19 protein-coding genes are annotated in these 23,707 nt (G+C 60.0%); 8 read left to right on the top strand and 11 right to left on the bottom strand.

Going from position 1 to position 23,707, the window contains the following annotated elements:
• Positions 1-520: 520 nt before the first annotated feature.
• The 4 genes from H1B37_RS20795 to rpsR all read right to left on the bottom strand — a co-directional run bounded on the left by H1B37_RS20795 (position 521) and on the right by rpsR (position 5,113).
• Positions 521-2,341 carry an ABC transporter ATP-binding protein gene (locus tag H1B37_RS20795; protein ID WP_182868566.1) on the bottom strand — a complete coding sequence of 607 codons (1,821 nt, stop codon included), beginning with the start codon at positions 2,339-2,341 and terminating at the stop codon, positions 521-523.
• Positions 2,342-2,438: 97 nt separating this feature from the next.
• The gene (locus H1B37_RS20790; protein WP_286177959.1) at positions 2,439-4,166 is read right to left on the bottom strand and encodes an ABC transporter permease; all 1,728 of its coding nucleotides are present in this window, start codon (positions 4,164-4,166) and stop codon (positions 2,439-2,441) included.
• Between the two features lie 348 nt (positions 4,167-4,514).
• Complete coding sequence (locus H1B37_RS20785; RefSeq protein WP_182868564.1) at positions 4,515-4,946, bottom strand: acyl-CoA thioesterase; 432 nt, start codon at positions 4,944-4,946, stop codon at positions 4,515-4,517.
• A complete protein-coding gene (gene rpsR, locus H1B37_RS33965; RefSeq protein WP_286177958.1) occupies positions 4,946-5,113 on the bottom strand; it encodes a 30S ribosomal protein S18 in 168 nt (55 codons plus the stop codon). The genes H1B37_RS20785 and rpsR overlap by 1 nt, the downstream gene beginning before the upstream one ends.
• Positions 5,114-5,800: 687 nt before the next feature.
• On the opposite strand from rpsR, the gene fusA reads away from it, so the two are divergent.
• Positions 5,801-7,882 carry an elongation factor G gene (gene fusA, locus H1B37_RS20775; RefSeq protein ID WP_182868563.1) on the top strand — a complete coding sequence of 694 codons (2,082 nt, stop codon included), beginning with the start codon at positions 5,801-5,803 and terminating at the stop codon, positions 7,880-7,882.
• A gap of 392 nt (positions 7,883-8,274) precedes the next feature.
• On the opposite strand, the gene H1B37_RS20770 is transcribed toward fusA, so the two are convergent.
• From H1B37_RS20770 to H1B37_RS20760, 3 genes are all read right to left on the bottom strand, one after another.
• Positions 8,275-8,841, bottom strand: a complete 567-nt coding sequence (locus H1B37_RS20770) for a peptidylprolyl isomerase (protein WP_436298613.1) — start codon at positions 8,839-8,841, stop codon at positions 8,275-8,277.
• Between the two features lie 296 nt (positions 8,842-9,137).
• On the bottom strand, positions 9,138-10,544 hold the full coding sequence (locus H1B37_RS20765; RefSeq protein WP_182868561.1) for a DUF1501 domain-containing protein: 1,407 nt from the start codon (positions 10,542-10,544) through the stop codon (positions 9,138-9,140).
• A gap of 132 nt (positions 10,545-10,676) precedes the next feature.
• Positions 10,677-13,574, bottom strand: a complete 2,898-nt coding sequence (locus H1B37_RS20760; protein WP_182868560.1) for a DUF1553 domain-containing protein — start codon at positions 13,572-13,574, stop codon at positions 10,677-10,679.
• Positions 13,575-14,141: 567 nt separating this feature from the next.
• Between H1B37_RS20760 and H1B37_RS20755 the strand changes: the two genes are divergently transcribed.
• From H1B37_RS20755 to H1B37_RS20725, 7 genes are all read left to right on the top strand, one after another.
• Complete coding sequence (locus tag H1B37_RS20755) at positions 14,142-14,633, top strand: 3-hydroxyacyl-ACP dehydratase FabZ family protein (protein ID WP_182868559.1); 492 nt, start codon at positions 14,142-14,144, stop codon at positions 14,631-14,633.
• Between the two features lie 86 nt (positions 14,634-14,719).
• Entirely contained in the window at positions 14,720-15,109 is a 390-nt protein-coding gene (locus tag H1B37_RS20750; RefSeq protein ID WP_147870310.1) for an acyl carrier protein, read from the top strand.
• The gene (locus H1B37_RS20745; protein WP_182868558.1) at positions 15,109-15,651 is read left to right on the top strand and encodes a 3-hydroxyacyl-ACP dehydratase FabZ family protein; all 543 of its coding nucleotides are present in this window, start codon (positions 15,109-15,111) and stop codon (positions 15,649-15,651) included. Before H1B37_RS20750 ends, H1B37_RS20745 begins: the two co-directional genes overlap by 1 nt.
• Entirely contained in the window at positions 15,641-16,939 is a 1,299-nt protein-coding gene (locus H1B37_RS20740; RefSeq protein WP_182868557.1) for a beta-ketoacyl-[acyl-carrier-protein] synthase family protein, read from the top strand. Before H1B37_RS20745 ends, H1B37_RS20740 begins: the two co-directional genes overlap by 11 nt.
• A 187-nt stretch (positions 16,940-17,126) precedes the next feature.
• The gene (locus H1B37_RS20735) at positions 17,127-17,522 is read left to right on the top strand and encodes an anti-sigma factor (RefSeq protein WP_182868556.1); all 396 of its coding nucleotides are present in this window, start codon (positions 17,127-17,129) and stop codon (positions 17,520-17,522) included.
• A 121-nt stretch (positions 17,523-17,643) separates the two neighbouring features.
• Positions 17,644-17,850, top strand: coding sequence for a small basic protein (locus H1B37_RS20730; RefSeq protein WP_182868555.1), 207 nt, complete (start codon positions 17,644-17,646; stop codon positions 17,848-17,850).
• Between the two features lie 330 nt (positions 17,851-18,180).
• Entirely contained in the window at positions 18,181-19,197 is a 1,017-nt protein-coding gene (locus H1B37_RS20725) for an acyl-CoA desaturase (protein WP_182868554.1), read from the top strand.
• Positions 19,198-19,236: 39 nt separating this feature from the next.
• Here the strand turns inward: H1B37_RS20725 and H1B37_RS20720 are convergent, their stop codons facing one another.
• From H1B37_RS20720 to H1B37_RS20705, 4 genes are all read right to left on the bottom strand, one after another.
• Positions 19,237-19,839: a PIN domain-containing protein gene (locus H1B37_RS20720; protein ID WP_182868553.1), complete on the bottom strand. Its 603-nt coding sequence runs from the start codon at positions 19,837-19,839 to the stop codon at positions 19,237-19,239.
• 542 nt (positions 19,840-20,381) lie between these two features.
• On the bottom strand, positions 20,382-21,575 hold the full coding sequence (locus H1B37_RS20715) for a hypothetical protein (RefSeq protein WP_353620875.1): 1,194 nt from the start codon (positions 21,573-21,575) through the stop codon (positions 20,382-20,384).
• 22 nt (positions 21,576-21,597) lie between these two features.
• Entirely contained in the window at positions 21,598-22,707 is a 1,110-nt protein-coding gene (locus H1B37_RS20710; RefSeq protein WP_182868552.1) for a CNNM domain-containing protein, read from the bottom strand.
• A 409-nt stretch (positions 22,708-23,116) separates the two neighbouring features.
• Positions 23,117-23,704 (bottom strand): PRC-barrel domain-containing protein, encoded by a 588-nt coding sequence (locus H1B37_RS20705; RefSeq protein WP_182868551.1) that lies wholly within the window; start codon positions 23,702-23,704, stop codon positions 23,117-23,119.
• Positions 23,705-23,707 lie beyond the last annotated feature (3 nt).

Below are 23,707 nucleotides of genomic sequence, written 5' to 3'. Positions count from 1 at the left end.
AAAAATTCTACGAGCCCGATTCACTTACATTTCGAATTACAACTACTGAGTCAGCGATGGCTAGTCTTTCTGTCGAAAGGGACTCTCCGATCCTTTACCGGGTGACCTTTCAAGACATCACCTCAGTGGGGCCGCGTGTATTTGAGGTACGCTCCGGTGAATCCCTCGTCGCATCATTCATATTGGAGAATCCTGCTGAAGTGAGCAGACCGAAATAGTAGCCTCACGATTAAGCCTCTCAACTCCTTGCTACATGGCAGTGGCCCGCCTTGGCAAATAACGGCTTTTACGAACTTATGAATTAAATAGCGTGAAAGCACATTCTTGTGATCTTCGTCGCGCGCGAAAGACGCCACTTAAAAGCGAGATTCGCGGAGAGTGACAGGCGTCTCGCTCGCAGGCCATCTCCCGACCAATCCGGCGAACACCATATAAGAGCGAGCGATCTGCCTTCGGTGGCGCAACAAACGCCACGGGCGACTGGACTTATCATCCATAAAAGCCAGCGTCTGAACAGAAACTACCGCCCTGGGCGATAGGGATTGAACAGCAGGTAGTTCAAGTGGCGATACAGATCGCTGTCGGCCAGCAGGTCGCTGTGTTTGCCTTCGCCGGCAAGGTTGGGACCGTTCAGCAGGATCACGCGATCGGCCGTCCGCAACGTTTGCAGCCGGCGCGGCAGCATCACGACCAATGAACCTTGATCGACCAGCTTCTTGATCGCCTTTAGACACGGATCGTCGGCGAGCTGGGCATTGGGGGCCGGCGGTTCACCGACCAACAGGATCGGCGGACGATGCAACAGCGCGCGGGCCAATCCGATCCCATAGGTCGCTTCGGTCGAAAGCGAAACGCCTTCGACCGTCGCGTAGGTCGACAAGCCTTCCGGCAGACGTTGAATCTGGTCATAGACATCGACCTCGCGGAGCGCATCGACGATGTCCGCGTTGCTGATCGTGCCCCCGCTTCCGGCCGACAGATTCTCTTCGATCGTCCCGTCCCACAGTGGGCCGGATGGTTCGATCCACATCACATTCTTGGCCAGTGAAGCCGGGTGTACTTCCAACAGCCTTAGCCCGTCGATCCGCACTTCTCCCGATCCCGGGCGACCAAACCCCATCAACAATTCAACCATCGCTTGCGGCGACACCGAATCGGTCCCGAGCAACGTCACCAATGACTTGGGCGTGAACTCGGTCGTGATGTGATTCAGGATCGACTGGCCATGCGAATCGACTAAGGTCACGTCGCGAAACTCCACGCCGTCTCTCAGGCCGGCCAACCCGACGCGCTGTTCCGATGGGGTCGCTTCGTCACTTCGGCGCAAGTAGGAATAGACGGCATCGCAGGCCGGCCCGCTGGCACGCAACTTTTTTCCTAGCGACTGCAACCGCCAAACGCCCGTCACCGCGCCGGCCAGGGCGAGGCCGAGCACGACGGCCGACGAAAGGCTTAGCCCCGCTTCGGTCTCCAATAGATTCAACCCCAATCCGATCACCATGATGGCGATCGCCGCCGACGCCGCCAAGAACATCAGCGGCCAGACGCGGGCCCGTTCGGCGTCCTTTTCCTGCAGCTTCTGGTACAGCTGGTCCAGCTCATGTTGAAACGATGTTTCGGCGATCCCCTGAGCGCGCAACCGGGCCAGTTTGGGGGCGCGGCCGACCAACGCCGCCATTTGGGCACGCAATTGGGGAAGCTCCCAGCGACCCACCTCATCGGCATCACTGCCGCGCACGTAACGGTACATCCGCCAAACCATCACGCCGCTGATGACGGCAACCACGGCCAACCAAACGTGAACCAACAACGCCAGCGCGACACACCCGAGCAACAGGAACAAGCTGCGCGGCATGGAGCGATACCAGAACGAAAGCCCCGCCTGAACGGCCGGCAAATGTCGACCGATCAATTTTTGGGCGTTCAACGATTGTGCCGCGGCGCCTTCCAATTCCGCGCGACGCACACTTTGCTTCAGGACTTTTTGGTGCAACGCTTTGGTGATCGCAGCCGCACGACGATCGGCCAAACGGCGATGACGCCATACCGCCACACTCAACACCACCGCCATCGCAAACGCCAGCGAGGTCAGCTGAGTCAACTGGACCAGCGGTGGTTGGTCGACAAAGGACGACGGAAGCGGGATCTGTAAATTCGCCCCCAGCCGCGCCGACGACTGACGCAATTCTCCCGATTCCAGCAGCAGCGAGATCAGCCCGACCACCAATACCACACCGGGGATCAGCAGGCCGGCCAGCGTCGCCCAGAGCAACGAGGAAAGTGCGCCCGGGCCCGCCTCCGGTTCGCGACGGGCGGCTGAAAGTGTGTGGAATCGATTCAAAGCAACAGCTCCCCGATGATGAACGTCATGGTGTCATTGGGGAACGAATTGGTTGCCGGTCTCCGCCATCGCGGAAACCTGTCTTTCCGTTCACCCACTATGCCAGGTCGCGGTCCTCGAACAACAGCATCGCCAACATCCAAATCGCGACCGCGAAACATACAAGATAATTGAAAGAACCGGCCAAGTAGATCCAGGGGACCTGGCTTCCGCTATCCATTGCGCTTTGAACATTAAAAACGTTCAAATTCGGCACGATGACGGCGATCAAATTGCCGAAGAAGCCGACCAGCGCGTTTTCTCCCTGAGCCGACGCGACCAGTGGTTGGGTCAGGTTTCCGATCACGTAAATCACGAAGCAGAGAATCAAATTGGCCAACAGCGGCAACCGGGTCGCCAGGGCCACGGCGATCGAGGCGATCACCATGGTTTGCATGAAGTACAGCCCCAGAACCGGGACCGTCGACATGATCTCATTGAAGCCGATCTCCCAGATCGGTGTCGCCTTGGACGTTTCTCGGGCATCGTAAATCGGTTTGTACGCCATCAGCAACAGCAAGACTGCCCCGATGATCACGAACATCACCGCGACTGACATGATGATCCCGGCGTACTTGCCCAGCAGGAACGATCGCCGGGAAACCGGTTTGCTCAGCACGGTCAGTGCCGTTCGGCCCTCGATCTCTTCGCTGACCGAGGTCCCCGAACTCCAGACCGCTTGCAGCATCGCCAGCACCATGATCAGCGTCACACTGCTGTCCTTGAACATGCGGATGTCATCGCCGAGCGTGTTGAACGGGTAGATCGAAAAGATCACGACGCCGACCACTCCCATCACCAGCAAGATCAAATACAGCGTCTGCGCCATCTCGTTCTTGGCGGTCGACCAAGCCAGTGCCCAGACGCGTGGGGCGGCTTGGCGAAACGCGACCAGTCCGCTGAACAGAAAGAACACCAGGGCGCCGATCCCGGCCGCCTGAGTCATCTCGGGGACCCTGGGGATCGATGTCATCGTGATCGTGACGGTCGCCGGGTCGAGTTCGCGGTTTTGGATATGAAACCGCGACGAATCTTGCGGCAGCGGCGGCTGGTCGCGGTCTTCGTAGCGAAACACCAGCGTCTCGCCGGCGTCGACGCGGGTCGGATTGCGGGAAAACTCCGCCATCGTCGCGCCGTCGGCCAGCATCACCGTCTTGTCGGTCGAAATTTTGAGCTCCGAAATCCCGATCAAATCGTACTCGATCGACTGCGGGTGAAACGTTGCCGCATCGGGGCTGACCGATGGGTCCGCACCAGGGATCGTCAACGCAACCTCCGTCGTGCCGTCTCCGATCACATGCACTTCCGATAGCGAGCGGACGAATCGCATCGGCTCGGAAATGAAATAGGTACCGGCCAGACCGATCAACACGAAAACTCCCGCGACCGACAACACGTAGGGCACGATTCCCTCGGTCAAAATCTCGCCCCATTCCACTCGCGTGCGGTACCACATCCCGTAAATCACCGCGTATCCCATCACCAATCCGATCAGGACCAGCGGCAGAATCAATGGCTGGACCGCACCGTCGTCCGACATCGCGTACTGGCCGCACAACAGCACCGCGAGCACCGCCCCGATCACGATCGAAGCGATGGTTCCGGTGGTCGGCGAATCGGCCAGCTTCCCCAGCGGAGGGATGAACGAAAGCAGCGCCAGTGCGGCATAGAATACGGCCGCGGCAATGGCCCCCAACAGCAACCCGATCGCAATCGTGTAGATGGGGGTAACCCAAATTGGAAACCAGTCTGCAATTTGCCCCAGCATCATCGGTCCGGGAAACAACTGGGAAGCGTCCAACGGGAGGGCAGAAAAGGCGGCGGAAGCCGATAGCGCAGACGGGGCCATGAGCGGGGCAGCAACGAAGTGAATAGTAACGAATGCGTGCGGCGGACCTTTTCCGCCGACTGATCGCTACGCAACGAGTCACCAAATGGTTGCCCGGCTGTCCACAGAATTCTCAGTTTCGCCAGCGGAGCCACCGTGCCGTAGCGGAACTCGCCAAGAGTTTCGCTCCCAGCCGGTCTAGACGCGCGAGCGGGGGGCGAAAGCCTTGGCGGCTTCCGCTACAGGCTGATGGGGAGCCCGAAAGCCTTGGCGGCTTCCGCTACCGACTGATGCGTGGCAGTCCAACTACCCCGCCCCCCCCTCCAGCTTGGCCCGGATCTCATCCGGGATGACCGCTTTTTCCAGCCCGCCCCCCGGTCGGAGCCGGCAGCAGACGGCGACGATGGTCCCTGTGGCGATCGGGATCACCTCTCCATCGTCGCTCTGGCGTGAGAACGCCATTTTGTACTGAACGCTGGAGCGACCGGTTTTGACCACCGACACGTCGATGTCCAGCCAATCCTCGAATCGCGCGACGTTCGCGTAGTCGCAGCTGACGCTCACGCGGGGCCAGGTCACCGAGGGATCGTCGTGGGAATCGGGCAGGACCTTGATTCCCAGCGAGCGAAGCATTTCGTGCTCGGCGGATTCCATCCACGGAAAGAACGCCGAGAAGTGAACAATTCCGGCGGCATCGGTGTCACGGAACTCGACCATCCGGCGAGTTCGAAAGCTCATCAGTCGCCTTGGAAGGGCAGCAGCGCCATGTAGCGGGCGCGTTTGACGGCGGCGGTCACGGCGTGTTGGCTGACTGCGGTGCAGCCGCTCTTGCGTCGCCCGACGATCCGGCCTTGGCGGTTGATCATCTTTTTCAGCAGCTCGACGTCCTTATAATCCACGTACATCGGTCGCGGTCGTTGGCCGTCGACAAAAATCGGGTCTTGTTTCTTGGCGCGGGATCGGACGCGTGAACGTTTTCGGGCTCGGCTACGCGAGCTCATCGGTCGGGCTGGCATGATGGTGCTCAGGTCAGGGCAGGTGGCGATCGGACACTCTCGGCGGCATGCAGCACCCTTAAGCAGCTTAAGCGGTGTCGGCGCCTTCAATACGAGTGGTCGGTGAGACTGGAGCTTTCAGCGGAAACCGTTCCCGCCGGCGGCTCATCGACTCGCCAAAGGAAATCAACAGAAGCGGGGGAGTATGCCGCGGGCGACGCCCTTGGGCAAGAGGAAACCGACCGCCATCGCGTGAAAACGGTGTGAAATCCCGGCGAATTGTTCGCCGCTCCCGCACAATTTGCCCTTTCCGCTCGGGCCAACCTTTGCCATATTCCGCAAAAATTTTTCGGCGTGGTTCTGGCGGCCCGGATCGCCGGCCCCAAATTCGCCCCTTCCCCGTTACTGAGTCCTTGTACCGAGACTGCTGTGCGAGACAGCCCCCCGCGGGGCAGGTCAGGCCACAGCGATCGGTGCCCCACAACACAAAATTGCTCCGACCCACCATTCTCGGTCTTTCCAATAAACAAGTTGACGCGAATTGTTTTCCGCGTCCCCGAGACGTCTTCGGTCGGCTGCGACAGCTAGGTGAATGAGATGAAATTGGAGAAAGTTAGAAACATCGGGATCAGCGCCCACATCGACTCGGGCAAGACCACACTGAGCGAACGCATCTTGTTCTACGCTGGTCGAATTCACAAGATCGAAGACGTCCGTGGCGGCGGCGACGGCGCGACGATGGACCACATGGAACTGGAAAAGGAACGTGGGATCACCATCACCAGTGCCGCGACCAGCCTGGAGTGGAAAGGGTACAACATCAACCTGATCGACACGCCCGGCCACGTCGACTTTACCGTCGAAGTCGAACGCTCCCTCCGCGTCCTCGACGGCGCCGTCCTGGTGCTCTGCAGCGTCGGTGGTGTGCAAAGCCAGTCGATCACCGTCGACCGCCAAATGAAACGCTACCAGGTTCCCCGTGTCGCGTTCATCAACAAGATGGACCGCACCGGCGCCAACCCCTTCCGCGTCGTCGAACAACTGCGTGACAAACTGGGCGCCGAAGCCTTCCTGATGCAGTACCCGATCGGTGCCGAAGACAAGTTCGAAGGCGTCGTTGACCTGATCGAAATGAAGTCCTATCGCTTCTCGGGCGATGAAGGCCAAAACGTTGACGTCGGTGAAGTCCCCGCCGATCTGATGGACAAGTGCGTCGCCCAACGCGCCCACATGCTCGAACAGTTGTCGATGTACAACGACGAGATGATGGAATTGCTGCTCAGCGAAGAAGAAGTGCCGCTGGAGATGATCTACAAGGTCACCCGCGACGCCGTGCTGGGCGGTGCCACCCCGGTCTACATGGGCAGTGCATTCAAGAACAAAGGTGTCCAGCCGCTGCTGGATGCCGTCAACCGATACCTGCCCAGCCCGCTGGATCGCGAAATCCGCGGCGTCGACCCCAAGGACGAAGACAAGAAGATCGAACTCAAACCCGATCCCGACGCGCCGTTCGTCGGCATGGCATTCAAGATCGTCGACGACGAATTCGGCCAACTGACCTTCATGCGGATCTATCAGGGAACCATCGAAAAAGCCGGCACCTACATCAACCAGCGGACCGGTCGCAAGGAACGGTTCAGCCAGATCGTTCGGATGCACAGCGACAAACGCGAAAAGATCGACTCGGCCAAGGCCGGCGATATCGTCGCCGTTACCGGGATCGACGCGGCCAGCGGTGATACCTATGCCGTCGAACGTGACCAGTGCACGCTGGAATCCATGTTCGTTCCCGATCCGGTCATCAAGATCGCGGTCACCCCCAAGAACCGCAGCGACGGCGACAAGATGAGCAAGGCGTTGCAACGGTTCCGCAAAGAAGACCCGACGTTCCGCGTCATGACCGACGAGGAAACCAACGAGATCCTAATCAGCGGCATGGGCGAATTGCACCTGGAGGTCTACATCGAGCGGATCCGACGTGAATACGACGTCGAGATCGAAGTCGGTGCGCCGAAGGTCAGCTACCGCGAAAGCCCAACTCGCATGATCGAATTCAACTACAAGCACAAGAAGCAAACCGGTGGTTCGGGGCAATACGCCCACATCGTTGGCAAGCTCAGCCCGCTGGATTCGATCAGCGAAGACAGCTTTGAATTCGAGGACCACGTCGTCGGTGGACGGATTCCCAAGCAGTACATCCCGGCCATCGAAAAGGGCTTCCGTGATATCTTGAACAAGGGACCGCTGGCCGAGTACCCGGTCGTGGGCACCAAGATCGACCTGGACGACGGATCGTTCCACGAAGTCGACTCGTCGGAAAAAGCGTTCTACACGGCCGCCCAGGGCTGCTTCCGCGAGTACTTCAAGCAAGCCGCCCCCAAGCTGCTCGAGCCGATCATGAAGATCGAGATCGAATGCCCCGAGGACTTCCAGGGGACCGTCGTCGGTGACGTCATCCGTCGCCGCGGCATCATGAACAGCAACGATATCGTCGACGGTGTCAGCATCATCATCGCCGAGATCCCGCTGGCCGAAACCTTCGGCTACTCGACCGACCTGCGAAGCATGACGCAAGGTCAGGGAACGTTCACCATGGAATTGGCGACGTACCGCGAAACGCCGTCGAACGTCCAAGACGAAATCGTCGAGCAAAAACGCCGCGAAAAGGAAGGCAAGTAAGCCCGCCGGGCGGATCGATGGACCGCCCGAAACGTTTCCAACTCAAAGGGCCGTCGCAATCGCGACGGCCCTTTTTTGTTCGGCTTTGTCCCTAAACCCGGCAAGGGTCGTATGTGGTAGCGGAATTCGCCAAGAATTTCGGCTTTTTCCGTGTGGACTGCTGCGAGTCGAAAGCCTTGGCGGCTTCCGCTACGGTTTTAAGGACAAAGCCTGGTGTCCAGGCTTTAGCCGCACACGCTCGCTGCTTCGCAGCGACCCCGAGAATCGCCTCAAGGCTAAACACCAACACGCCCTCCTCATCGGCGCCAACAAAAAACGGCCCGCCATCGGATCGATGGGGGCCGCTTCATCGTGGTTCGATTTTTAAATCGCCGTCAGCCGGCGACTGGACCCTACTCGTCCTTCAGCTCGCCGCTGTCGGCGATCGTGATCGGCAGTCGTGTTGCACCGCTCGGCGATGAGCCCAGTGATTCGATTCGCCGGACCACGTCCATGCCCTCGATCACGCGGCCAAAGATGACGTGTTTGCCGTCCAGCCACGGTGTCTTGACGGTGGTGATGAAGAACTGCGATCCGTTGGTGTTCGGTCCGGCGTTGGCCATGCTCAGCAGGCCGACTTCGTCGTGAGCGAACGCAAACTTTTCATCGGCAAACTTGGCGCCGTAAATGCTCTCGCCGCCGGTTCCGTTTCCGGCGGTGAAGTCACCGCCCTGCAACATGAACTCGGGGATCACGCGGTGGAACTTGCTGCCCTTGTAGTGCAGCGGCTTGCCCAGTTTTCCGACGCCTTTTTCGCCGGTGCAAAGAGCCCGGAAGTTCTCGGCGGTCTTGGGGACGTCGTCGCCGAACAGGCCCATCACGATTCGCCCCGCGGGCTCACCGTTGATTTCGATGTCAAAATAGACTTGATGGGTGACTTTGGCTTCGGAGGCGGATTTGGCAGATGCTTCGTTGGTCATGGTCAGGAGGGTGGCTGCGAGAGCCAATGCGGTAAGGGTTCGTAGCATGGGGAATTCCGATCGCGGAAAGAGTCTACAGGCAAGACGGTGAACGAACTAGCGGAGCGGCCGACACGACCGCCCCGTGGGAGGCCCCATTATCACAACGTCGCAGCGATTGGCCAGTGGCGGCGCGATCCGAGGGTCGCCGTGTTCTCCGAACTCGGCGGATCAAAAAAACGAAGCTTTACCCCGCGCCGACCTCGGAGAGGACGGCGACTGTCCAGCCCCACCGAAAAAAACGCTGCGGTCGACGACTACGTAAGAATCCCGTCGACGACGCGGCCGTGGACGTCGGTCAAGCGGAAATCGCGCCCCGCGTAGCGATAGGTCAACTGCGTGTGGTCGATCCCCAGCAGGTACAGCATCGTGGCGTGCAGGTCGTGCATGTGGACTCGGTTTTCACGGGCGTAGTAACCAAATTCGTCGGTCGCTCCGTAAGCAAATCCGCCGCGGACACCGCCGCCAGACAGGACCACCGAAAAGCCTTGGGGGTTATGGTCCCTGCCGTTGGAACCCTGGACGACCGGCGTCCGCCCGAATTCGCCGCCCCAAACGATCAGCGTGTCGTCCCACAACCCGCGTTGTTTCAGATCGGCAATCAACGCGGCGATCGGCTTGTCCGTCGCCAGCGCGTTTTTCTCGTGCCCCTTTTGCAGGTTGCTGTGCTGATCCCAAACTTGGCCGCTGGACACGGTGATGAATCGCACGCCGCTTTCGGCCAATCGACGCGCCAGCAAGCAGCTTCGGCCGAATTCACGAGTCGCAGTTTCGTCGATGCCATACGCCCGCTCGGTCGCCGCGGTTTCCGATTCCAAATCAAACACCTCGGGCGCCGCCGACCGCATCCGCCGGGCCAGGTCGACCGCCTGGATCGCACCTTCGATCTCGCGATCCGGCCCGCTCCGCGACAGGTGACTCGCATTGAGCGCCGCGAGCATCTGCATCCGTCGATCCACGCGATTCGAATCCACCGTGCCGGTCAGATGCGGGATCTTTCCGGATCCCGGTTTGCCGTTGCTGCCGATCGCGGTCGCCTGGTGCATCGCCGGCAAGAACGCGGCGCCGTAATTACGTGGGCCGCCGTGTGCCGTGGCCGGCCCGATCGCGATGTGGGCCGGCAAGTCCGGATGGCCGCTGCCGAGCGCATAACTGATCCACGCCCCGACACTCGGTCGGACCAGGTTGTCGCTGCCGGTATTGATCATCCCGACGGCTTGGCCGTGCGATTGGCCGCGGGTGTGCATGCTGCGGATGACACACAGCGAATCGGCGTGCGTCGCCATGTGCGGCAACAATTCACTGACCCACAAACCGGATTGGCCGCGGCGCGCGAATTCCCACGGCCCCTTCATCAGTTTGGGAACCGCGTCCAAGTTGGGCGGCAAATCGAAGGGCAACGGTTTTCCGTCGTCGGTCGCCAGTCGCGGCTTGTAGTCGAAGGTGTCGACGTGACTCGGCCCGCCGTGCATGAACAGAAAGATGACCCGCTTGGCTCGCGGCTTGGGATGCAGCCCGCCACCCAGGTTGATCGCCTCGGCCGCGTGAGCACCGATCGGTGTCATTGCCGATACGGCTAAAGACCCGAGCGCGAACCCGGCGCGTCCGAGCAGTCGGCGGCGGTCGAGGACAAGTGGCTCGGCAGCTGGATCAAGTGCTTTCATATTACTTCTGCTGGTGCGTTGTCAATTCGTGACGTGCGGGTAGCGGAACTCGCCAAGAGTTTCGGCGGGGTATCAGGAGGATTGAAGCGTTTGACAATTTCCGCAACTTGAAAAATGAGCTGGCATGGACCGCTAATCCAACATTCGAAATTCGGTGGTCGCAAAGATCGCCGCAACAAAGTCCGCGAAGCGTTCCCTTGTCGTCGCATCATCGTCTGATTCGTTAAGGCCGATGTAGTGCTCGGCCATCTGCATGTCTTCTGGTGACGGCTGCCGCGAGAGGCAGATGCGGTAGGCCGCCCGCAGTCGTTCCTGCCAGGTTGATTCGGACCGATAAATCCGGTCGGCGGTCTGCTGCGCCCAGCCAGTGACTTCGGCACTGTTGATCAACACCAACGCTTGACCGGGGACGTTGGTCGTCGGCCTCTTGCCGACCAGCAAGTCTGGATCGGCGGCGTCCAGTGCCGTCATCAGCGGCGGAACGTTGCTGCGGATCACGGGCAAATAAATTGAACGCACGGGTTGGTCCAATCCCGATGCAACGTCCTTGGTCACGGCGTTGTTCTTGGTCACCAAGACGCCTTTATCGGCCACCGGTTCCGTGCGTTCTTCCTCGGTCAGCACGCCGGCAGCTTTTAGCATCGTGTCGCGGATCGATTCGGCCGTCAGGCGTTTGCGATGGGCCCGCCACAGCAGACGGTTTTCCGGATCCGACGCCGCCGCCTGGTCATCGAATTCGCTGCTGCGATTGTAGGCCTCCGAAAGCACGATCCGGCGGACCAGCGACTTCAGTTGCCAGCCCTGACGCATGAAGTCGATCGCCAGGGCGTCCAGCAGTTGCGGGTGCGACGGACGCTCACCGCGGGTGCCGAAGTTATCCACCGTGCGAACGATGCCTTCACCCATCAGGTGCATCCAAACACGGTTGACCATCACACGTGCGACCAACGGGTTGTCGGGGTCGGTCAACCACTTCGCCAACTCGACGCGGCCGCTGCCGGTGGGGGAATCAATCGAAGCGTCGCCGGGGCCGCAGACTTGCAGGAATCCTCGCGGAACGACCTCGCCGACATTATTCACTTCGCCACGGATATGCACCGGGCTGTCGGCAATTTGGTCGGTCGGCAGATCGCGCGGCGCCATCGCCACGGGCAGCGGCGGTGGGGCGTTCTTCTTGGTGGCATCGAGTTGTTGCTTCAAGTCGTCCAACCGTTTCTGTGCGTCGGCAATCCGCTCGGCCACCTGACGCGACTCGCCAGGCTCCGCCGCCTGTTCGACTGGCAAGAACGCGATCGCATCGGCGATCACATAGCCGTCCGTGTCGTCGTTTCGGATCGTCACCACCGCGTCCTTGTCGGCTGAAAAAGTGAACGTCCCCAAGACATTCCACGGCGGGGTGTCGGAGGACTTGCGCTGGCTGACGATCAATTGCTCGTCGCCGTCGGCCGTGGCGATGGTGACTGGGACGGTCGCGGCGCGGTTTCCGTTGCTGCTGTAGGCGAATCGCACCACGTACTCGCCGTCTTGCGGCAACTGTTTACGGAACTCGATCGACAGCTTGCCTTTGTTGGCGTTGTCATCGTGGACGTATCCCGCGCCGATAAAGCCCTTGGTGTACGTCGATGCGGTCCAATCGCCGACCTTCGTCGCTTCGCTGTCGTCGACGATGATGCCGTTGTTCCCGCTGCGGCGGGCGGCTTGCAACTCCTGCGTCGCTTCCTTGATTTGCTTTTCCAGGGATGCGATCGTGGACCGATGTTCGGCCAGTGAACGTCGGTGATCGTCGGTCGTCGGCAATTCGACGCGATTCCAGGTGCTGACGTATTTTTGCGATTCCCCGTTCAGTGTTTGGGTGCTGCGAAAGATCCCGGCAAGTGCGTAGTAATCTTCGGTCGGGATCGGATCGAATTTGTGGTCGTGGCAGCGGGCGCATCCGAGTGTCATTCCCAAGAACGCGCGTCCGATGGTGTCGATCTGTTCGTCGACAACGTCCAGAGTCAGTTTCTGCTTCGCGCGTTCGCTGAGCATCTTGGGGCCGAGCATCAGGAAGGTGGTCGCGACGACGTTGTCATGGCGCTGCTGATCGGTCGCGGCGGGCAGCAAGTCTCCAGCGACCTGCTGGCGGATCATTTCGTCCAGCGGCCGGTCGCGATCGAAGGAATCGATCAGGTAGTCGCGGTAGCGCCAGGCTTCGTGGAAGGTCGCATTGAAATCACTGCCGTTGCTGTCGGCGTAGCGAGCGACGTCCATCCAGTGCCTTGCCCAATGTTGGGCGAAGGCGCGTGACGCTAGCAATTCGTCAACGATTTGTTTCCATGTCTGCTCGTTGGGAGAGGCCATCCAGCGTTGGCTGACGGCATCACTCGGTGGCAATCCGGTCAGATCAAATGCGAGTCGCCGCAGCCGCGTTTCGGGGGGCGCGGGGCCGACCGGTCGGATCCCGTGCTCGGACAGTTGGTCATCGAGCCCGTGGTCGATCAGGTTCTGGCGAACCGACTCGAGCGAGTCTTCGGAGAGGCCGCGGCGAAAATCGGCCAGGGGGCGAAACGCCCAGAACTTGCGTCCCTGTTCCAGGTCGATTTCGATTGTCGCTGGTCGGGCGGAATCGCCGGGGGATTGTTTCCGAGGATCGATCGCACCGGCGTCGATCCATTGGACGAAATCGTCGACCACCGCTGGGGGGAGCGGTGCGTCCGGGGGCATTTCGCTGGATTCGTAGCGGATGGCCGAAATCAGCAAACTGGCGTCGGCATCACCGGGGCGGATCGCCGGGCCGCTGTCGCCGCCTTCGCGCATCGCCCCAGCGCTATCCAGCCACAGCGAACCGCCGATTTCGTCGGAGTCGGCAGAGTGACATTGATAGCAATGCTTGATCAACACCGGGCGGATTTTCTGTTCGAAGAACGATTCCGAGCCGGGTTCCGCGGCGCCCGTCACGGCGGGCCCGATCAAGCAGAGGGTGATGGCGCAGGAGGCAATGACGAGTGCCGTCAGGTTGGACAGCGGCGACCAGGGCGTTCGTTTTCGCATCCGAGACGGGACCGTCAGACAGAGGGCGGTGCGGAAGGGGACCCGTAGCGTAACAAAGATCCCCCAGTGACGCCAAACTTTCCCTTGCGCTCAGCAGGGGGCAGACCCCGAGCTGATCGGGGACAGACCCCAGGGTGATCGGGGACAGACCCCAGGGTAAACCGGGCGACGGCCAGCTGGGGGAAATAGGACCAATGGGCCAGATAGGACCTATGCGTCCCCCAGCTCCCAGCTCCCAGCTCCCAGCTCCCAGCTCCCAGCTCCCAGCTCCCAGCTCCCAGCTCCCAGCTCCCAGCTCCCAGCTCCCAGCCAACCAGTTCCCGGTGCTGTGGTTGAGCGAAATTGCCCAGATCACTATTTTGTGGCGGAGGAAAACGTCGAGTTTTCCGAATCGGCTGACATTACCGGTGCCGATCCCGATTCCAGGCTCAAGCGTGGAGGGCTCGGTAGCCGATGGCTGGAGAGAGTCCAGGCGCGCATCCGGGCGTTTGAATGGGGGCACGACGGCGCGATGCCGGCCCTCTCGATCTTAGTCTCCCTGAATATTTGGTTCATCCTCGCCGTTTCATGAAGTACCGCCAACTGGACCGAATCGTCAGCCTGGATCCCGGACAACGGATTGTGGCCGAGCGCACGTTGCGGGCGGACGAGGAATACCTGAAGGATCACTTTCCGCGATTTCCCGTGATGCCGGGCGTGATGATGCTGGAAGCCCTGCATCAGGCGGCGATTTGGATGATTCGTGTCGGTGACGACTTTGCGTCCCCCCTGGTGCTGTTGCGAGAGGTCCGCAACGTGAAATTCGGCGACTTTTTGTCTCCGGGCGAGACGCTGTTGGTCACCGCCGAGCGTGTCAAGGAGAATGACGGATTGATCACCGTCAAAGCGACGGCGGAGAAACAGGGGCGGGTGACCGTCGCGGCGCGGCTGATTTTGGAACGTTCGGGTAGCAACGAGCCGCCGGAGACTGGTACAGACGCGGACGTCATTCGGCGGGCAAAAAAACAATTCAAACAGTTATTCGGGGACGTTTCGTTCAGTCCCACTTCAACCACCTAGTTTGATCTGCAAGGCTAGTTTTTACCGGCGGACTGAACCGTCGGTCGAGCCTTGCGGAAATGGCATTAGCAAAGGAAAACCACGAGATGGCTCTGACAGACGACGAAATTTTTGCAAAGGTCCAATCGGCTCTCGAAGACGCGCTGGGCGTGGACGACGACGAGGTCACGATGGAAGCGACCCTGGTCGGTGACCTGGGCGCCGAGTCGATCGACTTCTTGGACATCGTGTTCAAGTTGGAAAAGGCATTCGATATCCAGATCCCTCGCGAAGAACTTTCGCCCGAAGACATTCTGACCAACAGCCAATACGTCCAAGACGGCGTGGTCACCGCCGACGGACTGGCCGAGCTGAAAAAACGCATGCCCTGGGCCGACTTGAGCGAGTTCGAAGCCGACCCCAAGGTGCAGAACTTCGGCAACCTGTTGACCGTGGGCGATCTGTGCCGTTACGTCGGTGCGAAGGTCAACGACTGATGCGCTGGTTATGGGTCGATCGTTTCACCGAGTTTGTCTCGGGCTCCCATGCCAAGGGCATCAAAAACGTGTCCTTGGACGAGGAAGTCGTCGACAATTACTGTCCCGGATTCCCGTTCCTGCCGCCGACCCTGATCATCGAGGGGATGGCGCAGCTGGGGGGGATCCTGGTGGCGGAGCACTTTTTGTTTGACAAACGCGTCGTCCTGGCCAAGGTCGGGCGGGCAAAGTTCTACGCACCGGCACTCAACGGAACCACGTTGAATTACGAAGTGCACCTGGACGCCGTTCAGGAAAACGGCGGGACCGTCACCAGCACCAGCCGCTGTGACGGGGAGATTCAAGCGGAGATCGAGTTGATGTTCGCGTTTCTCGAAGACGGCTACTTGGTCGACGGTCCGTTGTTCGAACCGGACGACCTGAAGGGAATGCTGCGGATCATGAAGTTCTTTTCGGTGGCGGTCGATGCCAACGGAAATCGATTCCCGACTTACGAAAAACTCAATTCGCCATCAGCGCCGAGAAGTCAGCATGCAGGGTGATCAGCAACAGCGCCGTCGCGTCGTCGTTACCGGGATCGGAATGGTCAACCCGATGGGCCACGACGTGGACACGGTTTGGGCGGGGCTCCAGGCGGGCAAGAGCGGCGTCGCTTACACGACCCTGTTCGACGCCAGCGGTTTTCCGACCAAGATCAGTGCCGAAGTCAAGGATTGGGAACTGGCCGAAGAAGACCTGCCACCCGGTCGCCCCGAAACTCTCGGCCGGCACACAAAATTCGCCATCGGCGCGGCCCGACAAGCCGTCGCCGACAGCGGTGTGGTCGACTCGATCACCGACCCCACGCGGTTCGGCGTGTACCTGGGCAGCGGCGAAGGCAACCAGGACTTCAACACGTTCAGTCAAATGATGGCCGCGGCGCTCGCGGGCGGCGAATTTGATTCGTCCAAGTTCATCGCCCGGGGATTGGAATTGCTCAACCCGGCCAGCGAGCTGGAACAGGAACCGAACATGCCGGCGGCGCACCTGGCGACGCTATTGAACGCCCAAGGCCCCAACATGAACTGCTTGACCGCCTGTGCGGCCAGCAGCCAAGCGGTCGGTGAAGCGACCGAGATGATCCGCCGCGGTGACGCCGATGTGATGTTGGCCGGCGGAACGCACAGCATGATCCACCCGTTCGGCGTGACCGGGTTCAACCTGCTGACCGCGCTGAGCGAAAGTAACGACGAGCCGACCAAAGCCAGCCGACCGTTTGACCGGCTTCGCAACGGTTTCGTGCTCGGTGAGGGGGCGGCGATGGTGATCCTGGAAGACCTGGATCGCGCCAAAGCACGCGGCGCGACGATCTACGGCGAAATTGCCGGCTACGGGACGACCGCGGACGCCTATCGCATCACCGACATTCCTCCCGACGGACACGGCGGAATCGCCGCGATGCGGATGGCCATCGCCGACGCGGGGCTGAAACCCGCCGACATCTGCTATGTCAACGCCCACGGGACCAGCACCACGGTCAACGATAAAGTCGAGTCGCTGGCCTGTCATGAAGTTTTTGGCGAGCATGCGGCCAAGGTTCCCGTCAGCAGCACGAAGAGCATGATGGGGCACCTGATCGCCGCCGCCGGAGTGACGGAGATGATCGTTTGTTTGTTGGCGATGCGAGATTCAGTCCTGCCGCCGACGATCAATTACGAAAACCCCGACCCGGCGTGCGACCTGGACTACGTCCCCAACGAAGCGCGTCCGGCTGACGTGAAGTACGCCCTGAACAACAGCTTCGGCTTTGGGGGCCAGAACGTTACGCTGTGCCTCAGCCGCGACGTCTAGGGCTCTGTCAGCGTTAGACGTTCCGGTTCCTGTCGTAGCGGAAGCCGCCAAGGCTTTCGGTTCCCCTGCTTTCGGTCCATCGGTGCGACGTTGTCGCGCCCGTGCGAAACTCTTGGCGAGTTCCGCTACCCGAACCTCAAGCTGTGGCGGATTACTGCGCTCCACAACTCCGTCCCGCACCTGTCCGATGCCCGACTTCACCGACGCCGAATTGGTCGCCTTTCTGGATGAAGCGCTTTCCGACGAACGGGCCACGGAACTGGAGCAGCAGCTGCGCGACGACGCCGAGCTGCGGGAGCGGTTGATCGCCGTGCGTGGCCGCGAAACGGCGGGGCTGCACACCTTGGGGGCGATCTGGCGGCGCGGGCGATTGTCATGCCCCTCACGCGAGGATCTGGGGCAGTACCTGTTGGAAACGCTTCCCGAGGAGCAATCCGGCTACATTCGTTTCCATCTGGAGACGGTCCAGTGCCGTTATTGCCAAGCGAATCTGGCGGATCTGATCGCCGCGTCGGACGCCGATCGGAGCCTGGTGCGGCGGCGGAAGTACTTTCAGACCAGTGCCGGGTACTTGAACCAGTGAGCCCGCCTGGTCGGGAACGAAAAAATCCCTGCTCAACCTTGCGGATTCCGGCCGCAGGCATTACCCTTCGCGGCTCGAAACAACTTCAACACCCCTCTTTCCCTCCCCCGAGGAAGCTACCATGACGCTCGATCGCAGCCTGAAGGTAAAAGCTGGGGCGATCAAAGCGCGGAACGTGCTGACCCGAGCCGAGCGGATCGCCCAGTTGCAACGCCTAGAAAAATTCAACGAAGACGAATCGATCCTGGGGATGCCCAAGGTGCGTGTGATGAAGGTCTCGCTGAAGAAGAAGAAGAAGGTCAAGAAGGCCGACGACGACAAAAAATAGTCGAGTTGATCTGGCACGCCTTTGCAGCCCCGAATGTGCGTCGACGCACGAACGAACAGGCCGTGAGCGAATTCTTTCGCCCACGGCTTTTTTCTTCGCGGTTTGCCCTGCCGGAGCGGCGCGTCTCTGGCGTACAACTACGCGTTAGAGATAACGCTTGCCCCAACATCCCACGCTGCGATCGGTCGACGTCTTCGGCAGATCGCGTCGTATCCCTGGGAATGTTTGATCGGCCGCATCGCCCTCCAGCGGCGTGCAGGGTCTGTTCGGGCATGCCGGTGGCCGGCCCAGTCGGTTCACCGCCACCTTTCCCAAACCCGGTCCCTACCGATGTCCACTGCCGACGCAACCTCAACGTCTTCGGCGGAGTCCGATTCCGCCGAGGTGAAATCGACCACCGAAACCGCCGCGGTTGCTGATACGATCAGCGATCATGCGGCTGCGATCGACCCCCAGCGTCTGCCACACCCCGAGCAAACGCGGCCGACACGGATCCTATGGGAATACGTCGCCGTGCTCGCGGCCGTGCACCTGATCGCCTTGCTTGCCTTTGTGCCCTGGCTGTTTACCTGGTCGGGCCTGGTGATTGCGATCGCCGGGCACTTCGTGTTCGGCATGATGGGAATCACGATCGGCTACCATCGGCTGCTGACCCATCGCGGCTTCAAGTGCCCGAAATGGCTGGAACATGGACTGGCGATTTTGGGGATGTGTAATCTGCAAGATTCCCCGGCGCGGTGGGTGGCGATCCACCGCATGCACCACCAGCACAGCGACGACCAGCCCGACCCCCATTCGCCGCTGGTCAGTTTCCTGTGGGGACACATGGGCTGGGTGGTCGTTCGCAACCGGGATCTGGACCGGACGTCCCATTACGAACGCTATGTCCGCGACCTGCTCCGCGACCCGTTTTACTTACAACTAGAACGCCGAGGCGGTTGGTTCTTCGTTTTCCTGGGCCACGCCGTCGTGCTGACGCTTGTGGGTGCCCTGGTCGGATACTTCGTCGATGGTGGCGCCGGGGCGCTCAAGTATGCTGCCAGCTATTACGTCTGGGGCGTTGCGGTGCGCACCGTGTTTGTGCTGCACGGCACCTGGGCGGTCAACTCGGTCGCCCACGCGTTCGGGTATCGCAATTACGAAACCCGCGACCACAGCCGCAACAATTGGCTGGTCGCATTGTTCAGTCACGGCGAAGGCTGGCACAACAATCACCACGCCGAACCGCGGGCCGCCGCCCATGGTCACCGCTGGTGGGAATTCGACATGTCGTGGCGGGTGATCCGACTGCTGGAAATGATCGGCTTGGCCACGGACGTCGTGCGTCCCAAATCGATGACGAAGTAGACCGTCGGCCATTGGATCGGCCGATCTCTTGCCCATCGATCACTTGGTCTTTGGCAGGGAGTAGCTGACCTGTGCCCCGGAAATGGTGACGTGCTTCTTGGCGACCAATTGGTCGATGACCAATTGAATGTCCTTGTCCGTTAACTTGTTGCTAAACCACGACGCGAGCGTGCTGTGAAGCGTCTTGACCTTCCGTGGCTTGGACATCTTGGTGCGCTGCAGACGTTCAATCGCCTCTTCAAGCCGTTTGGCCAGTGCACCCTTCTTGTTGGCCGGGCCCGGCCGTGCGGCCTTCGTCGATTTGATCCTGTCGGCGTTGATGCCTTGCGATTTCAGATGTTTGATCAACGGGTCAAAGCCCTTATCATTGGAAATAATCTGGAACACGGCCGACGGGGCAGACTTTGAAAGTTTGCCCAGGTAATACGCGATGTGAAAGTCCAACGCGTTGGGGCCGCTGTCGGAGATGGTGATGAGTTCGACCTGGCTGCCGAACCGTAGCAAGGCTTCTACCGTTTCGACAGGAAGCTTGCTTTGTTTCGCGCCGACAAAGACAAGGATCTTAGTGGGCTTTTCAACGAGCTGCGGGGTGCAGTCGTGAAGAACATTTTCCAGGTCGATAAAGACGTAGTGGGGTCGCATCAGATCGCGTGAAAAGGTCGCTTTTGATAGGGGGACGTGACATGTCGACGGGTTGCCGGCGAGAAGTATATCGACGTCCCCCTCGGCAACGGGCTTCTGACAAGCCTTGGTCAAATCTGCCGGGGTGGTCGGTCAATGAAGCAATTGATCGACCAATCGGCGCGTGCACTGCGTGTCTTGTGTGGCGCAAAGCGTTCGACCGTTAGATTCGGGCGGCGCTGGTGTCCAGGCTTTAGCCGCTCCCCTTCGCTGCGGAGTTGCTAAGGGGAATCGCCTAAAGGCTAGCTGGACAGCGCCACTTTGAATCAGAAACACCAGGATTTGCGGGTTAGAGTTGATCGTACTCGTACTCAGACGTTTCGTCGGCACTCGTACTCCTACTCGATCCGCAAGTTTCCCACGAGCTATCGATTAGGAGTACGAGTACCACGTTGTTGAGTACGAGTACGACTGGCGTGAAACTCATCCCATCTACCACGGTGTTTCTAGCATTTTTTGAGCAAGTCGCCGCAAAGTGGCGCTGTCCAGCTAGACACCAACACCTAAACCTCTTCATCGACATAAATGATGTGGCGGAAGTGGTATTGCGATTCAAAACTCGCCCCGAGCGCGCCGATCATCAGGGCGACCGAAGCTGAAAAGGAACTCATGCGCGCCGTCGTCTGCAGCCCGAGGTTTCCCGGCTCTAGCGACGATGAGCTGGCCCAGTTCACCACAAGTTCGGGAGTGAAAAACAACGAACCGGCACAAAACCCGATCGACATCAATGCGATCCACGTGACCGACATTCCTAAGAAAACGATCGCCACCGCGGAAACGGACGTCACGACGGTTTGCTCGCTGCGTCCACGCCCCCTGCGGACGAGCAATTGTTGGCGTCGAATCACATAGCCGGTGGTGGTGCACAAGCTCAGCGCGATCAACAGCAAGACACTCGCGGGGGCTTGCGACAGGCCCAGGTCCCAGGCTTCGGCGGTCATGAACAAGATCAGCACGGTCGAGACCGAGGCGATGGTCAGACCGCTCAGCCGCCGAGGAAATTCCCAGGGCCTGGCTCCCAAAACGGCATCGACGATCTCGCGTCGATTGATCCAGGCGGCGTTGATCGCGAACACGGGGTAACTTTTGCGACGCCCCGACGATTCCTCCAGCCGCGCGTCGGCGATCTCCGCCAGCGCCGCCCGTTGGCGTTCGGTTTGCTCTTCATCAAAGTGCTGCATCGCATCGAGTTCATCGACCGTCGCGGGATGGAACAGCAGGTTGCCGGGCTCGGAGGAACGATTCAGCCCGGTTAAATGCCCGATCGCGTGCAGCATCAGGCGACTGAGTCGACGCGCGATGCGTTCGATGCGAACCTCCTGATCGGCATCGCCACTGGCCTGGGGATCGATCAACGAGAGTGAGAAGACAGCGGCGTCGAGTGGCCTGCTGAGGGCGGCGTAACAAAACGGAGAGTAAACGCCCGCCAACTCGGCTGCGGTCAAGATGAAAGCGAAGTCCCAATGATGAATGTCTCGGTCCTCGGCGGCCTGCTGTAACAGCTCACTCGGCTGGGCACGACCGTCCCCGATTAGCTCCGGCCGGCGGGCGCGCAACATCCTCAAGTCGAACTCCGGGAATTGCTCACTAAAAGAGTCACCCACCTGTCCGATCGCGAGGGAAATCGCCTGGCGGTCAATCGAATCCATTGGCCCGGCGACGATGATTCCGATCTCGATCAACTGGTTGGCTTGCACGCACTCCACTCCGTGATTGATTTCAGTTGCACGATAGGTTCTCGCCGGCCGCTCGTTGCATCACCGCCGTGTCACTTCGTGACGGGGTTTGGATGCCTTGGCGCTCCAGACGCGACTGCCAACGCTTCCGTGCCAAGGCTTGCATGTCGACCGCCTTGTCGTGTTCGTCAACAATTTCCAGCCCCAGTAGTGTCTCCAAAACATCTTCTAAGGTAACAATCCCTTCGAACCCGCCGAATTGGTCGACCACCATTGCGATGTGGGCACGAGAATCCAACAGGTCATCAAACACGGACGTGATGCCATCGTCTTCATGGACCGCCAGGATCGGCCTGGAAAACTCTCCCAGTGGCTTTTCTGCTTCACCCGACGCAATCGCCGTTAACAAATCGCTGCGGATCACGAATCCGGTGACCACATCCCGGTGCTCACGGAACAGGGGCACACGCGAAACCGGCATGCCGGCAATCGTGTCGGCCACGTCGGCCAGTCGTTGGGATTGTTCCAATGAAATCACCACCGTCCCCGGTGTCATGATGTCCTCCACCCGGATCGACTCCAGCGTCAACAGGTTTCGCAAGATCCGCGACTCATGCTTCTGGAGTAATCCTTCGTTGGTCCCCAATTCTGCAACGGCCGCAATTTCTGAACGGGTGACAAGTCGCTGTTTCTTGTCCCCGCCGAGCCGCTGAGTCAAGAATTCCGAGAGCCAGACCAGCGGCAGCATCATCACAATCAACCCCTGGACGGCGATCGCAATGGCCCCGGCCAGTTTTCGCCAATGCAACGCCCCGATCGTTTTCGGGATGATCTCGCTGAGCACCAGGATCAGCAGCGTCAACACCGCGCTGATCACACCGACATATTGGTCGCCGAACATCTTGGCCGCCTGGGCACCGACGCCCGCCGCCCCGACCGTGTGGGCGATCGTGTTCAAGCTAAGGATCGCTGCCAACGGACGGTCGATGTCCTCCTTTAAACGAATGATCCGCAACGCCGATTTGGTCTTCTCCGTCCGCCGCTCGGCAATGAAGCTGGGGGTGATCGAGAGAAGGACTGCTTCGGCAATCGAGCACAGGAATGACACTCCGATCGCAAGGGCTAGAAAGATGGCGAGTAGTACGTAGTCCACAGTGTCGTCCCGACGGCGGCTGGAGTGATGGAGGCGAACTAGCCCCTGCGACTGTCGCACGTCATATGCCAATGCACGCGGCGGCTGAGCCGTTTTCGATGGGGCGTCGGCAGAATCGACGCCAGCGCCAACCGACGCCACCGAGACTGGCTGATTGACGTGTCTGTGTAGAAAATTGCGATGCTGGCGAACCGCCCAGAAGGCCGGCAAGCGACCAGGGTGGACGCTCGGGGACCATCACGCCATCCGTGATCAATGCCGCCGAACCGGAAGCTGGCTGTTCGACATTCAACCCCCAGCGATCACGAAGAGCTTCGTGCGTTTGCACGTGTCAATCAAAAGACGCACGAGCCAGGTAGATCTGACTCGCGCGCGATGAAGGAAAGCGGTTGCTTGCTCGTGAGACGATTTACTCACGTTCAATGTCAATCTCGACCTCTTCGACGCGGTTATCGCGGTTTTCCAGGCGTTCGCGCAGGCTTCGGTTCTGGCGATCCGCCTTGACCTTGTAACGCTGATTCAACTCGGAAACGAAGTTTTCGTCGGCGAAGTTCGGCCAATTGTCTTGGTCAAATCCCTGGGCACCGTCGAGCTGTTTTTCAGTCACGTTCAACGTCAAGTAGATGTCGTCTGGATTGTCGCGTTCCTGCTTGACATGAAATGCTTTGAACGGCACGGCGAACAATTTGTCGCCCAACCCGAAGATGCCGCCGTAGGTGACTGCGGCATAAAGCACCCGCCCGGAGTTGGCGTCCAGGACGATGTCCTTGATTTCGGCAATACCTTCGCCTTCGGCATCGTAGACGTTCAGGCCCAACAATTGACTCGCTCGGACCGTGGCACCTTTCGTCTTTTGATCGAGCTGCCCAACCGAACTGCCTCTCTGGGCCTTGCGTTGCACCCGGTCCTTTGTGTTCGCGTCCTGCGCGATGGCGGGAGTAACCAGCAAGGCGACAATCCCGAAGACGGTCAACGCATTCTTGATTGTATTTCTCATCTC

It is taken from the genome of Stieleria mannarensis (assembly GCF_014154935.1).
In the GTDB taxonomy this organism is placed as follows: Bacteria; Planctomycetota; Planctomycetia; order Pirellulales; family Pirellulaceae; genus Stieleria; species Stieleria mannarensis.
This window is presented reverse-complemented; position numbering and strand designations above follow the sequence as displayed.

Bases quoted from the DNA above. Each gene is read 5' to 3' on its own strand.
- H1B37_RS20770 (WP_436298613.1), bottom strand. From the start codon at position 8,841: ATGACCAACGAAGCATCTGCCAAATCCGCCTCCGAAGCCAAAGTCACC.
- H1B37_RS20785 (WP_182868564.1), bottom strand. From the start codon at position 4,946: ATGAGCTTTCGAACTCGCCGGATGGTCGAGTTCCGTGACACCGATGCC.
- rpsR (WP_286177958.1), bottom strand. From the start codon at position 5,113: ATGTACGTGGATTATAAGGACGTCGAGCTGCTGAAAAAGATGATCAAC.
- H1B37_RS20705 (WP_182868551.1), bottom strand. From the start codon at position 23,704: ATGAGAAATACAATCAAGAATGCGTTGACCGTCTTCGGGATTGTCGCC.
- H1B37_RS20755 (WP_182868559.1), top strand. From the start codon at position 14,142: ATGAAGTACCGCCAACTGGACCGAATCGTCAGCCTGGATCCCGGACAA.
- H1B37_RS20730 (WP_182868555.1), top strand. From the start codon at position 17,644: ATGACGCTCGATCGCAGCCTGAAGGTAAAAGCTGGGGCGATCAAAGCG.
- H1B37_RS20750 (WP_147870310.1), top strand. From the start codon at position 14,720: ATGGCTCTGACAGACGACGAAATTTTTGCAAAGGTCCAATCGGCTCTC.
- H1B37_RS20725 (WP_182868554.1), top strand. From the start codon at position 18,181: ATGTCCACTGCCGACGCAACCTCAACGTCTTCGGCGGAGTCCGATTCC.
- H1B37_RS20720 (WP_182868553.1), bottom strand. From the start codon at position 19,839: ATGCGACCCCACTACGTCTTTATCGACCTGGAAAATGTTCTTCACGAC.
- H1B37_RS20740 (WP_182868557.1), top strand. From the start codon at position 15,641: ATGCAGGGTGATCAGCAACAGCGCCGTCGCGTCGTCGTTACCGGGATC.
- H1B37_RS20760 (WP_182868560.1), bottom strand. From the start codon at position 13,574: ATGCGAAAACGAACGCCCTGGTCGCCGCTGTCCAACCTGACGGCACTC.
- H1B37_RS20745 (WP_182868558.1), top strand. From the start codon at position 15,109: ATGCGCTGGTTATGGGTCGATCGTTTCACCGAGTTTGTCTCGGGCTCC.
- H1B37_RS20765 (WP_182868561.1), bottom strand. From the start codon at position 10,544: ATGAAAGCACTTGATCCAGCTGCCGAGCCACTTGTCCTCGACCGCCGC.
- fusA (WP_182868563.1), top strand. From the start codon at position 5,801: ATGAAATTGGAGAAAGTTAGAAACATCGGGATCAGCGCCCACATCGAC.
- H1B37_RS20735 (WP_182868556.1), top strand. From the start codon at position 17,127: ATGCCCGACTTCACCGACGCCGAATTGGTCGCCTTTCTGGATGAAGCG.